Genomic DNA, 14,728 nt, shown 5'->3' on the forward strand with positions numbered 1-14,728 from the left:
CGGTTATGAAGAATATCAGAAAACAAAACCGAAAAAGACACGCAAATCGCGATATCAACAACTGGCCTCGCAATGTTGATTCCACGCGAATTACCCACATTAACGACGGGGAACTTGATTTTTATCGTCGCCGGGCCATGTATTCCTCTGTCGTGCTTGCCTTCTTTTTTATCATCCTTATTACAAGGCTTTGGTATCTGCAAATTCAGCAAGGAGACGCGTATACAGCCCTTGCAGAAAACAACCGGGTGCGCCACCTTGAAATTGCAGCACCACGGGGCAATATCCTTGACAGAAAAGGACGGGAAATCGTTACCAATCGCCCATCGTTCAATGTAGTGTGGGTGAGAGAAAAAAACCGGGTTGACGATGCATTGCTCAAAAAGATAGCCTCAATCCTCAACATAGAAATATCTGAACTTCTTGCCAGAACACGTAAAATGGTGGGTACGCCAGGCCATATTCCTATACGCCTTGCCGAAGAACTCAGCTGGGACCAGGTCGCCTATATTGAAAACAACAGAATGGAGCTTCCGGGTATCAAAATAGAGGTTGTTCCGCAAAGAGTCTATCATTACGGCAATCTGGCATCACATCTCATCGGGTACCTCGGTGAAATCAGCCCAAAAGAACTCACTTCACCATCTTATGCAGGGTATAAATCCGGGGACATGATCGGCAAAATGGGGCTGGAAAAACTTCGGGAAAAAGATCTGCGTGGCGAAAAAGGCCGCCATTACATGGAAGTAAACGCGCTGGGTTTTGAACAGCGCAATCTGAAAGGTCTGGAGCCATTACCGGGAAATGATCTCCAGCTCACCATTGATGTGGATCTTCAGCAGACAGCTGAAGATCTGATGATGAAAGATAATAAATCCGGGGCAGTGGTTGCAATAGAGGTCAATACCGGACGTCTGCTGGTCCTGGCCAGTTCTCCTGTTTTAGAGCTTGATAAATTCCTTGGTGGTATTTCAACCAAACACTGGAAAGCAATGCTGTCCAACCCACATCATCCTTTGGTCAATAAAATTGTTCAGGGCCAGTATCCGCCTGCTTCAACCTATAAGATCGTCACAGCCATCGCTGCCTTAGCCGAAGGTGTGATCTCCCCGGAGAATTCAGTTTATTGCCCGGGCCATTATCGGTTTGGCAACCGAACCTACCGTTGCTGGAAAAAAACCGGACATGGGGCTATGAATCTGAAACAGGCTATGGCCCAATCCTGCGATGTTTATTTTTATCAGGTCGGCCAACGGCTTGGAGTAAATAGGATTGCCAGCTATGCCACCCGACTGGGACTGGGTCGAAAAACCGGAGTGGCAATGGAGCATGAAAAAAGTGGTCTTATTCCAACCTCGGAGTGGAAGCTGAGAAGATATAAAAGCCCCTGGCAGGAAGGAGAGACTCTTTCCATCGCCATTGGTCAGGGATTTAATCTGGTCACCCCTCTCCAACTCGCCTTAATGACAGCCACTGTAGCTAACGGGGGAACTCTTTATAAACCAGGAATGATTGAAAAAGTACGGGATCCTGATGATCATATTATTGATCAATTTGAACCAACGGTTTTAGATCGTTTTGATGATCAGGGAAGCAACCTGGAAGTGATTAAAGAAAGTCTGATAGAAGCGGTAAATGGTCGGCGGGGGACAGGTCGCCGGGCTAAACTTGAAAATATCATTGTTGCGGGTAAAACCGGAACCGCTCAAGTGGTTCGCCTTAAACAATACAAGCACCTGAAAGAAGAAGATATTCCCTACAAATACCGGGATCATGCCTGGTTTACCTGCTTTGCCCCGGCTCAACATCCGGAGATAGCAGTCACTGTGTTGGTTGAACATGGATTGCATGGCGGTTCAGTTGCAGCCCCCATAGCAAAAGCAGTGCTGAAAAAATACTTTGGTCAACGGGCAAACAAACCGAAACAATAAATTTATCATGCTTCGATTCGACAGACGACTTGTTCATAATTTTGATTGGGTCATGGTGGTCATCCTCCTTCTTATCTCCGCCATGTCGCTTGCCAGCCTGTTCAGTGCGACCTGGAATGGTGGCCCCACTCCTTCCCCGATTTTTTTAAAGCAGCTCTACTTTTTTCTTTTTGGCTATGCCCTTATCCTGATTCTTATCAGTATTGATTATAACGAGCTGGAAATGCTCTCTTACCTTGGTTACGGGGCAATCTGCCTCCTTTTGCTCTATACCAATCTCTTTGTCGATTCCATAGCAGGGACGCAACGTTGGATCAACCTGGGTTTTTTTCATCTCCAGCCCTCAGAACCAGCCAAGCTTATCCTTGTCCTGGTATTAGCCAGCAGTTATTCGAGCAATGAATACGTGGAACACGGTTATCGCTTACGTGACATTATCAGACCTGCGCTCATCACAGCGGTTCCCTTTGTCCTTATTTTGATTCAACCAGACTTGGGAACAGCACTTATGCTGGCAATCCTCTTTGTTTCCATGACCGTCTTTGCCCATCTGCGCTGGTCAACCATAACTATTCTTGGCACAACAGGAATAAGTTGCGCCGTGCTGGGCTGGCTGTATGGCCTGAAAGACTATCAACGAAAGCGTATTGAAACCTTTCTCAACCCTGAAAGTGATCCCATGAACCATGGGTATCAGATTAAGCAATCCAAAATTGCTGTGGGAAGTGGTCAGGCATTTGGCAAAGGGTTTATGGAAGGGACGCAGGGGCATCTGAACTTTCTGCCGGAACGACACACGGATTTTGCCTTTGCTGTCTGGTGCGAGGAACTGGGCTTTGTCGGCTCCTTATTTTTTCTGGTCTGCTTTTTCTTCATGTTGTTCTGGGGAATCAACATAGCTTTAACAGCCAGGGATAAATTCGGTGTTTATCTCGCTTTTGGTTTGGTGATGCTTATTTTTTGGCAGACAGTGATTAATCTCTTTATGATAACGGGAATGCTGCCTGTGGTTGGGATTCCGCTGCCCCTGTTCAGCTACGGTGGGTCTTCCCTGTTAACAACCTTAGTGGCCATCGGTATTCTGATGAATATTCGGATGCGGAGATTTCAGGTGAGATAGATTAGGCTGTAGATTGCTTGGGTATCTGACCACGGCAAGGCGGCTCGCGCGCAAAAGGGGGCGGCCTTTTTTCTTTGCTCTTTCTTTACTCACAAGGAGCAGTGCTACATGCTTACATCCAGTACATCCACCAGCCTGCCGCCGTAATCGTTACGGATCATGCTCCAGCTGCCTCGGATAAAAAGGACTGCCGTTCTTTCGGTAAAAGTACGCCCGATGAATGATCTGTTTGATACCCGATGAATTTTTGCCGGATCAGGGTGTAATGTGGAGGGGAAGGTATTGGTGCTCGAATCTTCAGCCCCGACCTGTAACCAGCATGGCTGCGGGGTTCAATTTTGGGGTGTGATACCGAGGGAGGCTTTTCAGGTTGATTTCTTTAATTTTGTTTAATCTTATTGAAATATGTTGAATTTTCTTGCTAGCATTTTTATAATAACATGTAACAAGTTACAAATTGTTAATGATTCTTCAACGTGCCGATTTACCGATTGTATATACTTGAGAATTTTTCATTCAGTTACTCTCTAAAAAACGCAGAACGTTTTATTTTCTAGATTATGGTGGATAAAAAAAGAGCGTTAATATTATTTTTAGAGAAAAGCAGTGAGAAAATTTCCAATGAGCTTGATACACAGATAAGACTAACAGCCTTAAACAGTACAGCACTGGAATTTTGGGAAAAAGAGTGGAAAGTAAATAGCACGAGAATTCCTCCTAATGGTGGCTGGGACTGGAGATCTCATTATTTGGATTTCAAAAGAAGAAAGTCTAAGTTTTGTATTCATTGGCGGTTTGGCATAGCGACTTCCTGTGTGGTATGACAATAGGTTATACATCTAAAGGGCCAACTCATGTTCGTTTGGATCTTATAGAGGGGGCACCTGTTGAGAATCATCCATTACGTGGACATGTCTTGCAGATTATCGTGGACGTGAGCATGAATTATGCTCAAATGATGAGAAAAGAAAAATTAATTATAGCAAATCCAGTTCCTGATTTGATTGATCTTTATCAGCATCAGGGGTTTATTTACATTCCAGAAAAAAAATCTTTTTTTGGAGCGAATGAGGATTTTTGTGTAAAGGAGGTATGTTATGACTGCCTGTAATCCATGCACTGGAGAATTTGTCTCGCTTGATAAGGATAAATTGCATTCCTTTCATGTAATTCTCAGGATAACGTATAAAGGCGATGTTCTAGTAAATAACGAGAAGCTGTTCTGGCCGGTCGCTATATTGAAAGTGGTGTTTTATCTTTTTAAAGTTACTTTGTATGACAAGATAAAAGAGCGTATCTTCCCTTATACTCCATCAGAAAAAGATGTTGAGCAGTTTTTTAAAGATGGCAAATGCTTTCTTGATAAAATGGATAAGGATGAAAAAAAGGATTATTTAAAAAAGGATGCTTCGTTGCCACTAGGCCTCTAATTTTTTAAATGCTTATATCTTGTGAGCACCCTTTAAAAAAGGATCGCCAGCTTAAATGCCAGCGACCCTTTCTTTATGACCAGTTTGCCGGGTACGCATCCAGCGCGTGACCCGGTTTTTTTTTTTACCCTGCCTTCCCCCTTTCCCCCCTTCTCCAGGAAGGTGACGGAACGCATCGTTGAACACTCCCGCCCGGATGGGGTGGATCTCTCAAGCGATCAGGTGTCCTCAGAAAAAACCAAAGCAGCCCCAGAAACCACAGCTCCTGCAACCTTTTTGCGGGCACTGGTAAGTAACCGCTGAACCGTCCCCCGAGAAACCCCCATGCGTTTCCCGGCCTGCTCTTGGGTCAACCCTTCAACATCGCAGAGCTTCATTGTTTCCAATTCATCACGGTATAAAATAATCTGCTGTAATTTCCGTAACGGCAGGCCAACAGGTTTAAAGGCTTGACCGCAAAACGTACCTTCACAGCAACGTTTTTTCTTCAGGCGTGGACACATAGGTATACAACAACGTAACAGGTTACAAAAGAGGTTCACAGATTAACGCATCTCTTTGCCCTTTGCAACCTGTACTGACCTGCACAATAACCAGCAATGCATAACAGGCCAGCTTCCTCAAAACATCGTCAAATATTAATGGTGGCAGCTGCCAGCCCCTTTGCATGTCTGGTCAGCCCGCATTACAGGAAAGTTCCCCTGAACTATGCCATCCACTGCTTCCTGCACCTTATTCAGGCTCTTTTTTTCTGCAAAATAGACATCAATATTCACCTCAGCAAGGGCCTGCATAGGACGTGCTCCCATACCTCCGACAACAATTGCCTGTACTCCCTGATCTTTTAATAGCATGACAGGTTCCATACAACCTCCGGCACCGTGCTCCACATTGTTCACCGTATCCACAGAGGCTATTTTTCCCTCCTCAATGTTAATCAAGGTAAAAAGCTCACAATGACCAAAATGTTCTGAAATTTCCGCATCAAGACCACCTGGGGCATTAGAAGGAACAGCAATAAAAACTGATGAACTCATGTATAACTCTCTCCAATTAAAATTAAATTTAAATATAATTCCCATCCCACCCCTTGGGTGAAACAATTCCCAAAGCGTGCATATGCACAATTGATAACTGTATTCATCTCTATTGTCAACAAGAAAGAAAAATCATTTTATGCCTTCATAAAAAATTAATAACCAATGATCACAAAAAAACGCAAGAATGGACAAGCGAAGAGCAATAGAGTAGATTTAGGTTGGTAGGGTGAAGAAAAATTTACTCAAAGAGTTATACCGCTACCATCTATCCCTGTTTCCCTGAATAACACATTGTATTCCAATCTCTTCCGACTTTACCAGGCACTTTTTTTCATGATGTATACTCCTCAAAAGCCCTCTTCTCATGCTGGACGCTGGAACAAGCGCCATACTGCACTCTGTTTTTTCTGTTTTTTTTGTCTGTCCTGTCTGTTTTTTTTTCACCCGCTCATACCTGCTGCCCAGACGAGTGAAGACAAAGAGCCAGCAATAGATGAAATAGTTATCAGTGCTGACAATAAACATTTACTTCTTTTCGCAACAGTGACCCATTGCTTTACTGACAAAATGCTTGAAGGTGTACGCAATGGTATTCCACTGACCTTTCGCTTTGATATCCGTTTAAATAAAGTACATAACAACTGGTTTGATTCAGAACTTGTTGAACATAAGATCAACCATACCCTGAGTTATAACCCGATAAAAGAAGAATATCAGGTTGCTTTTGCTGAAAAAGATCGACCCGAAGTCACCAGATCCCTGGAAGAAGCCAAAAGCATGATGGCAGATATTAACGGACTTGAACTCTATTCTCTGAACAAGATGCATATCGGCTCTCCATACTCCTTGGAAATAAAGGCCACATTGGTTGAAAACACCTTTCCCCTGAGTATGCACTCAATCATTCCCTTTACCTCACTTTGGAATTTTGAAACAGACTGGCGAACAGTTGAGTTCAATTATTAATAATGACCAGATAATGTACGTCACCCTCTACGTGGACCTCAAAAAAAATTATCCGGATATCCCCTGATGCTTACCCCTGACCAGCGAAAACAAAAACAACGGTTGACCCGATATGTTATTGTTTTCTGTATGCTGCTGATTCCTCTCCTTGCCTATACCCAGCGCAGTTTACTCAAAGGAGAACTGAACCTGCCCCTTTCCAGCACAATTCTGATTTTTGCCCTTATCAATATTAACGGTCTGCTGCTCCTCCTCATGCTCTACCTCATCCTGCGTAATCTGGTGGAGTTAGTCTTTGAACGAAAAAACAGCATTCTTGGATCACGTCTGCGGGTTCGCCTGGTTATCGCCTTTGTCTCCCTGTCCATGATCCCTACAATAATTTTATTTCTGGTTTCATTGGGCTCTGTTTCCACAGCAATGGAATACTGGTTCAACACCAATGTGGAAGAATCCCTCCAGTCCTCCCTGACTCTTGCCCGGAATCTGTTTCATGAAACAGAAGATCAGGCCATTACTCTGGGTAATCATGTAAAGCAACGACTGGAACAGGGGGATATACGTATAGATGACACGCTCAAATTACAGCAACGTTTTGATACAACCCTTTCTCTTCTCCCTCTTGGGGCACCGGATGCATTATCTTTAATAACCCCTGGGCTCGGTTTGATCGTTTCTGCCAAAGGAAAGCAGTTAGCAGCAATCTCCCTGCCGGAAATCCCTACTGAGGCCCTTCGTAAGACCGCAGACAGCCAGGAACCAGAGATCATTACCCGCCAGGTTCCTGTAGGGGAATTAGTCCAGGCTATTATGCTCATCCAATCAAATGAGCCCAACCAGAGTTTTCTGGTGACCACCTTACTGATCCCGACCGAAAAACTAATCCTCATGCAATCGGTTTCCAAGGGGATTACCGATTACAAGCAGCTTGTTATGCTCAAAGCCCCGATCAAGTTGAGCATGATCATTATGCTGTTGATCATTACCCTGCTCATTCTTTTTGGGGCGATCTGGTTTGGTTTTTTTATTGCCCGCTCCATGACAGCCTCTATCAATAAACTGGCCGAAGGTACCCAGCGTGTTGCAAATGGTGACCTTGACTTTACTATTGAAAAAGACTCCAATGATGAAATGGGGCTTTTGGTTGATTCTTTTAACTCCATGACCTCTGATCTTCTTCAAAGCAACAGGGAGCTGGCAGAGACCCATCAGGCCCTCCAGCAATCCAACCTGATCTCAGAACAACGGAGACGGTACCTGGAGACCATTCTCAAACATGTTGCTGCCGGGGTTATTGCTATTAATGAGCATAATGAAGTCACCACCATCAATCCTTTTGCAGCAAATCTCCTCAAGATTAACCCTGATCTTTTTCTCCATAAAGATTTTCATAAGGCCCTGCCCCGCTCTCATGTTTCTGTTATTGAAAACTTCTTTCATGATCTGCTTAAATCCGGCAAACGTTCCATTGAACGACATCTCAACCTTACTGTACGCAAGGGTGAGACCTATTCTCTGCTGGTGAATATCACCCGACTGATTGATGAACAAGGACGCTCTATCGGTTATGTTATTGTCTTTGACAACCTGACCAAACTGGAAAAAGCCCAGCGTTTGGCAGCCTGGCAGGAAGTGGCCCGCAGAATCGCCCATGAGATTAAAAATCCGCTGACCCCGATCCAGCTCTCAGCCCAACGACTCCGCAAACGATATCTTACAACCATAGAAAATGATAGTGAAATATTTGAGCAATGTACTGGGACCATTATCAGTCAGGTGGATGAAATCAAACGACTGGTCACGGAATTCTCTGATTTTGCCCGTATGCCCCGCATCAAAAAACAACAGGCAGATATTATTGCTATTGCCACTGATACCCTGGTACTGTACCGTGAAGGCCATAAACATATCAGCTTTACGCTGGAATATGATAACGTGCCTCTGTTTTCCTTTGATGCAGTTCAACTCAAACGAGTGCTGATCAACTTGCTGGATAACGCAGTCAGTGTCCTTGCGCACGGAGGTTCTGTCTCTATTGAAATTCGGCTGCATAAAGAGGAAAAGGCTGTCAAGATCATACTCTGTGACAACGGCCCTGGTATGTCCGATCAGGTCAGACAACGCCTGTTTGAACCCTATTTTTCAACCCGAAAATCCGGAACCGGGCTGGGGCTTGCCATTGCCAACACCATTATTACTGAGCATAACGGTCTTATTACAGTACGTGATAATGAGCCTACTGGTACTGTTTTCACGATTGAGTTGCCCTTCCAGTAACCAGTAAACCAAGAAACAGATTTTCGCTAACAACGACCTGAATACCCATATCCTTAACTACAAAATCCTTATGTCCTCCACCATTCTGATCATTGATGACGAAGCACCTATTCGTGAAGTCTTGTCCGGCATTCTCAGTGACGAAGGATTTGACCCTCTCTGCGCGGCCTCTGCCGAAGAGGGCCTGACGATCTTGGCGGAACACGAAGTGCATTTGGTACTACTGGATATCTGGCTGCCTGGTATGGATGGAATCGCAGCTTTGGAGAAAATCAAACAGGACAATAATGAGGTACCGGTAATTATGATCTCAGGACATGGCAGCATTGAGACTGCTGTTCAGGCCACACGGCTCGGGGCCTTTGATTTTATAGAAAAACCACTTTCTTATGACAAGATTGTCCTTGCCATCAACCAGGGTCTCCGATTCTCCCGGCTTGAGCAGGAGAACAAACTTCTCCGGGAAACAAAACCTTCTGGTTCAGCATCAGCCATTATCGGTGATTCAGCCATTGTCAGTCATCTTCGTGTCCAAATCGAACGGGTTGCCCCTACAGACGCATCCGTACTCATCCTTGGAGGACACGGCACGGGCAAAGAACTGGTTGCTCAGGCAATCCATAGCCAATCAAACCGGACCAAGCGTCCTATGATTGAGGTCAATTGTGCTGCTATCCCGGAAGAACTCATTGAATCAGAACTCTTTGGGTATGAAAAAGGGGCCTTTACCGGAGCGGATAAAGCAAAAAAAGGCAAATTTGACCAGGCCAATGGTTCCACCCTCTTTTTGGACGAAATCGGTGATATGAGCATGAAGAGTCAGGCCAAAGTACTGCGTATTCTTCAGGAACAAAAATTTGAGCGGGTTGGCGGGGCCAAAACCATTGAGGTGGATGTACGGATTCTGGCTGCAACTAATAAGAATCTGGAGCAGGAGATTGAACAAGGCCATTTCCGTGCAGATCTTTTTTACCGTCTCAATGTGGTTCCTATCCAGCTACCTGATTTAAAAGACCGTCTAGAAGATATCCCAGCCTTGGTAGCAAGTTTTCTTGAACAATTTCGCAGCAAAGGGCTTGGTAAAAAACGCTTTGCCGGTGATGCTCTGAGTATGCTCATGCAGCATCCCTGGCCCGGTAATATCCGGGAACTCCGCAACATGGTGGAGCGGCTGATGATCATGGTGCCGGGGGACATTATTACGGCTGAGGATGTGGCTGTCTTTCTCACCCCCGGTACTTTTCAACCCCTGACCAGCAGCTCTGAAGCTGGATACAGTCATCTCGCCTTCAAGGACGCCCGCAAGCAGTTCGAGCACGATTATCTTAAAAAGAAACTCGAAGAAAATGAGGGTAATGTATCCAGGACTGCGCAGGAGATTGGGATAGAACGGAGTCATTTGCATAAAAAGGTCAAGGCATTGAGGATTAATATATAATCCCTGTTGAAAAAATAAGCAGGGGCAATCCCCCATGGTTGCCCAAAAAATTTATGTTTCCCGGTAGGGGCACGGCGCGCCGTGCCCCTACAACACCCTGTATAGAGAAGATGCAACCACGCAACATGAGAGAGTAGGGTATTTCCTGTTGCCTCTATCGAAAATCATATCAAAAGAAGAGCAAAGGAGAAAAGACATGGTCTTTCCAGAATATCGTCCCCGTCGTATGCGGCGCAATGAAAATTTTCGCGCTCTGGTGCGCGAGACCCACCTCACATCGGAGCAGCTCATTTATCCGCTCTTTGTCATGCCGGGCAAAGGAAAACGGGAAGAGGTCTCTTCCATGCCGGGCGTTTTTCGTATTTCCGTGGATCAGCTCAAAAAAGAGGCCCAATCCTGCCTGGAAGTCGGGGTGCGTTCGGTAATCCTGTTTGGCCTGCCCGCGAAAAAAGATCCGATGGGTTCTGGTGCCCATGCTCAAAACGGCATTGTCCAGCAGGCGATCAAGGAGCTGAAAAATACAGCCCCGGACTTGACCGTTATCACCGATGTCTGCCTTTGTGAGTACACAGACCACGGTCATTGCGGTTGCTTGAGCGGGGATGAGGTGGATAACGACACAACCCTGGAGCTGCTGGCCCGGACAGCCCTCTCCCATGCCAAGGCCGGTGCAGACATGGTTGCGCCTTCAGACATGATGGACGGACGGGTGAGCGAGATTCGGAGCACTCTGGATGAAAACGATTTTCATAATGTGCCCATCATGTCCTATGCGGTCAAGTATGCCTCGGCCTTTTACGGCCCGTTCCGGGATGCAGCAGACTGTGCGCCCCAGTTTGGGGATCGGCGCAGCTACCAGATGGACCCGGCCAACAGCCGTGAGGCCCTGCGGGAGGCTACTCTGGACGTAGATGAAGGTGCAGACATCCTGATGGTGAAACCGGCGGTGGCTTATCTGGATATTATAAGCCGCCTGCGGGATGAATTTGACCTGCCCATTGCGGCCTATCATGTCAGCGGAGAGTACGCTATGATCAAGGCGGCAGCGGATAAGGGTTGGATTGACGGGGATCGGGTCATGGCCGAAACCCTGCTGTCCATTCGCCGGGCTGGTGCGGATATTATTTTGACGTACTTTGCTAAGGATATGGCGAGGATGTTGCGAGGGTAGTTTCAGCTTTTTTGACCGTCAGGAGTATTTAACGATGCGTAAGGCCGGGACAAAATCTTCTGTTTCGGCTTTTTTTACTGATGAAATAGCGAGAGTAAATCAATGACAGATAGACTGATTGTATCACTCTGTATCGGTACGCTGATTTTTTCACTTTTGCTCAATTATACTTTTTTCAAGCAGAGCAAGCAGTTCTACCTTCGTCTCAATGCAACCCAACTGGATCCAATTGGCTTATCCTTTTTCCCTGCAACGCCAGCACATCATCCAGAGGAAAAGAGCCAAACAAAACGAATTGTTTTCTTCGGCGATTCAAGGATTGCACAGTGGACGCAGCCGGAAATAGCAGGATATAAGATTGTCAATCGGGGAATCGGCGGTCAAACATCAACGCAAATCCTCATGCGCTACCATGCCCACGTCAGCCCTTTGGCACCGGACATTCTCCTGATCCAGGCAGGCGTCAATGACCTCAAAACCATTGCCCTCTTTCCAGAGCAACGTGACAAAATCCTTGCTGATCTCAAAGAAAACCTTGCCACACTCACCCATCAAGCTGCTGATCAAGGGACAACCGTCATACTGACAACGATCTTCCCGGTAGGAAAAGTCCCGCTTGCCCGCAAACTTTTCTGGTCAAAAGATGTGGAGGACGCTATTGTTGAGACCAATGCCTTTATTTCCTCCTTGCAGGCACCGAACATCCTTATATTTGACGCATATTCCATTCTTGTCGGCGAGGATGGAAAAATCCGTCCTCAGTACAGCCAGGATCTCCTGCATCTTAACCAGGAAGGTTATAAGGTGCTGAATCAAAAACTTGGGCAGTTCATCACCAACCTTTCCGTGGACACACAGATTCTCATCCAGTAGACAGCTCTTTAGCCAGACCCAATGCGCAAATCAGTTGAAACCCTACCCGTGGCCGGAACCTCTATTGAGTCCCTGGATCTGGATCGACTCAACTTCTACCTCGCTGCAATCATCGAAGACCCGGAAGTACCGAGAAACCAAAAAATGGATCCAACGCCACCACAGGGACGCTCTGCACTATCGAAGTGACATTCTTCTCTTGCGCAGAACGATCCGTACCTGCTGCGGAATGATTCTTCGGCGGTACTGATTCGCTCTGACATATCGCAGCATCATTCTACAGCGTTGCAGAGCCATCCTAACCTTGTGCAGAATGTCTCTGCACTGCCGCAGCGTCGTTCGTCACCGTTGCTGAAGCGTTCTAACCTGTCGCAGAAGCATTCCGAGGCAGGGAATAATGACGGAGCGATATATTTTTGTCATTATTCGATAGTATTTCGTCATAATTCAACACAAATTGATCATCATTCCCTTGTGACGCAAGACGATCCCCCTGTGACGAAGCCTTATCCCCTGATGACGGAACATGCTCTCCTCATTCACATATAGATTTTTCTATTTTTGCTCCCTGAAAACCCGATACGGAGGGCTGGACAGAAACTTCCCGACCTCGCTGCACTCACTAAACTCGCTGTTGATCAGGGGATTACCGTCAGACTGACAACGATCTTCCCGGTAGGAAAAGTACCGCTTGCCCGCAAACTTCTTTCCCCTACCGAAAACTCGGCACAGAAGGAAACAACCCCGGATCAGTATGGGGAATAAAACGGGACCCGGAAAAGCGAATCATGAATTCCTGATTCACGTTCAATTCAATATAAGTAATCTTGCGAGCAATCTCTTGGGACTGCTCAAAAGCCTTATGATCCAAGAGTACCATTTCAGCCCCACACAGGGAAGAGTTGCCCACGGGCTGAAAAACATCCAGAGGAAGGTCAGGGAGCATGCCCAAGGTAATGGCCTGTTGTGGGTCAATATGCTTACCAAAGGCTCCAGCCACAGCGATCTGATCCAGCTCGCTGAACTCCAGGCCCACTTGTCCGGTCAAGGTCACCAGAATAGCATACATGGCCGCCTTAGAGCGCATCATGGCATCCAAATCCAGCTGACTGAGCATCACCGGTTCCTTATTACGCGCTTCTCCTGCTGCAACGACGAGGAAAACCTGCTCACCGTCCACCTCTGTCAGCCGCTCTGCAACAAAACGTTTATGCTCTGCTGATTGGCCTGGAAACTCTGCCTGGAATTTGCCCCGCAGATCAACGATACCAGCAAGGTATAACTCTGCCACCAGATCAATCAACCCGGATCCGCAAAGCCCCACAGGCGGTGCATCACCGATACAACGCCAAGTCAGCTGCCAGCTCTCCTGATCAATAGCCACATGCTCCACTGCCCCGGCACCAGCCCGCATCCCCATCCGGGCCACCCCCCCTTCCAGAGCCGGGCCAGCAGCACCAGCACAGGCAATCAACCATTCGTTATTGCCCATCACCACCTCAGCATTAGTGCCCACGTCAATCAACATGCGGGTTTCTTCATGTTGATCAAGGCCCGTTGCAAGGATGCCGGAAATCAGGTCGCCACCAAAATAACTTCCTTTACCTGGAAGCACCCGAACCGTTGCATGCTTATGAAGGGTTACACCAATCTCCCGGGATAAAAAAGGATCAGGGGCATTCACCAGAGGAATATAGGGTTCCCGGCAGATATGGCGCGGACTGAGTCCCAGCAGAAGATGCACCATGGTTGTGTTGCCAGAGACCGCCATTGCCAGCACATCTTCTGGTCTCACCTGGGCCTCTCTGCACAGCTCCCTAAGCAGATCATTGATAGAGGCAATAACAGCCTCCTGAAGTACAGCAAGCCCGTCTTCTTCGCTTGCCCCCCCACCCTCTTTGCGTTCCGCAAAATGAATCCGGGTGAGAATATCTGCGCCATGTTGCACCTGACGATTGAGAGCAGTGTTGCGGGCAAGGGTCTTGCCGCTCAGACAATCCAGCAGGCTCGCTTCTAAATGAGTGGAACCAAGGTCAAGGGCCAGGACAGGCAGAATCTCAGGTGCTCTGGCAAAAAAATCAACCAGCACAAGACGTTGCTGTTCATACTGGAACAGAGCATAACCTATAAAACCAGTTCCTCGAAAAGAGGTTGCAATACGTCCTGCACAGGCAAAGGGTATGTGGATCAAAGAACCCCTCACTTGTTCTGGCAGCGAGTCAGGCAAGGCTGCTTTCAATCGATCAAGATCAGCTGTATTATCGTGCAGGCTGGGCACGGTCGCTTCCACCCGGACAAGAAAAACTACGGGAATTGTTTTCAGCAAAAGAAAACCTCCATCGGCAAAAGAAAAGGGGCTCTTCGCAGATTAGTGGGAAACGCCATATTCTGCATAATTAGAATAGACATTCTGGGGAGATAATATTATAATTTGTGAAAAAAATCAAAGAGGTTTTTCCATGAAACTACTTTCTCTTGCTTA

The 14,728-nt window shown here is 46.7% G+C and carries 13 protein-coding genes; 10 read left to right on the plus strand and 3 right to left on the minus strand.

Annotation, left to right across the window (positions count from 1 at the left end; all coding sequences use genetic code 11):
* The first annotated feature begins 5 nt into the window (after window positions 1–5).
* From mrdA to L2082_RS07555, 4 genes are all read left to right on the plus strand, one after another.
* Window positions 6–1,931 carry a penicillin-binding protein 2 gene (mrdA, locus tag L2082_RS07540; RefSeq protein WP_446008769.1) on the plus strand — a complete coding sequence of 642 codons (1,926 nt, stop codon included), beginning with the start codon at window positions 6–8 and terminating at the stop codon, window positions 1,929–1,931.
* 7 nt (window positions 1,932–1,938) lie between these two features.
* The gene (gene rodA, locus L2082_RS07545) at window positions 1,939–3,051 is read left to right on the plus strand and encodes a rod shape-determining protein RodA (RefSeq protein WP_446009272.1); all 1,113 of its coding nucleotides are present in this window, start codon (window positions 1,939–1,941) and stop codon (window positions 3,049–3,051) included.
* 778 nt (window positions 3,052–3,829) lie between these two features.
* Window positions 3,830–4,162 carry a hypothetical protein gene (locus L2082_RS07550; RefSeq protein WP_446011587.1) on the plus strand — a complete coding sequence of 111 codons (333 nt, stop codon included), beginning with the start codon at window positions 3,830–3,832 and terminating at the stop codon, window positions 4,160–4,162.
* A complete protein-coding gene (locus L2082_RS07555; RefSeq protein ID WP_446009274.1) occupies window positions 4,149–4,481 on the plus strand; it encodes a hypothetical protein in 333 nt (110 codons plus the stop codon). Before L2082_RS07550 ends, L2082_RS07555 begins: the two co-directional genes overlap by 14 nt.
* Window positions 4,482–4,699: 218 nt before the next feature.
* Here the strand turns inward: L2082_RS07555 and L2082_RS07560 are convergent, their stop codons facing one another.
* Window positions 4,700–5,023 (minus strand): DUF134 domain-containing protein, encoded by a 324-nt coding sequence (locus L2082_RS07560; RefSeq protein WP_446009275.1) that lies wholly within the window; start codon window positions 5,021–5,023, stop codon window positions 4,700–4,702.
* Between the two features lie 96 nt (window positions 5,024–5,119).
* Window positions 5,120–5,518 carry a NifB/NifX family molybdenum-iron cluster-binding protein gene (locus L2082_RS07565; protein WP_446009276.1) on the minus strand — a complete coding sequence of 133 codons (399 nt, stop codon included), beginning with the start codon at window positions 5,516–5,518 and terminating at the stop codon, window positions 5,120–5,122.
* Between the two features lie 336 nt (window positions 5,519–5,854).
* Here L2082_RS07565 and L2082_RS07570 point away from each other — a divergent pair, with 336 nt between their 5' ends.
* The 6 genes from L2082_RS07570 (at window position 5,855) to L2082_RS07595 (ending at window position 12,435) form a co-directional block, all read left to right on the plus strand.
* Window positions 5,855–6,487 carry a DUF4390 domain-containing protein gene (locus L2082_RS07570; protein ID WP_446009277.1) on the plus strand — a complete coding sequence of 211 codons (633 nt, stop codon included), beginning with the start codon at window positions 5,855–5,857 and terminating at the stop codon, window positions 6,485–6,487.
* A gap of 66 nt (window positions 6,488–6,553) precedes the next feature.
* Window positions 6,554–8,764, plus strand: a complete 2,211-nt coding sequence (locus L2082_RS07575) for an ATP-binding protein (RefSeq protein ID WP_446009278.1) — start codon at window positions 6,554–6,556, stop codon at window positions 8,762–8,764.
* A gap of 70 nt (window positions 8,765–8,834) precedes the next feature.
* On the plus strand, window positions 8,835–10,202 hold the full coding sequence (locus tag L2082_RS07580; protein WP_446009279.1) for a sigma-54-dependent transcriptional regulator: 1,368 nt from the start codon (window positions 8,835–8,837) through the stop codon (window positions 10,200–10,202).
* Between the two features lie 196 nt (window positions 10,203–10,398).
* Window positions 10,399–11,373 (plus strand): porphobilinogen synthase, encoded by a 975-nt coding sequence (hemB, locus tag L2082_RS07585; RefSeq protein ID WP_446009280.1) that lies wholly within the window; start codon window positions 10,399–10,401, stop codon window positions 11,371–11,373.
* A 102-nt stretch (window positions 11,374–11,475) separates the two neighbouring features.
* Window positions 11,476–12,246, plus strand: a complete 771-nt coding sequence (locus L2082_RS07590) for an SGNH/GDSL hydrolase family protein (RefSeq protein WP_446009281.1) — start codon at window positions 11,476–11,478, stop codon at window positions 12,244–12,246.
* A gap of 21 nt (window positions 12,247–12,267) precedes the next feature.
* Window positions 12,268–12,435 (plus strand): hypothetical protein, encoded by a 168-nt coding sequence (locus L2082_RS07595; protein ID WP_446009282.1) that lies wholly within the window; start codon window positions 12,268–12,270, stop codon window positions 12,433–12,435.
* Between the two features lie 523 nt (window positions 12,436–12,958).
* On the opposite strand, the gene L2082_RS07600 is transcribed toward L2082_RS07595, so the two are convergent.
* Window positions 12,959–14,572: an ASKHA domain-containing protein gene (locus tag L2082_RS07600; RefSeq protein ID WP_446009283.1), complete on the minus strand. Its 1,614-nt coding sequence runs from the start codon at window positions 14,570–14,572 to the stop codon at window positions 12,959–12,961.
* Between the last annotated feature and the right edge of the window lie 156 nt (window positions 14,573–14,728).

Source organism: Candidatus Electrothrix sp. (assembly GCF_052785085.1).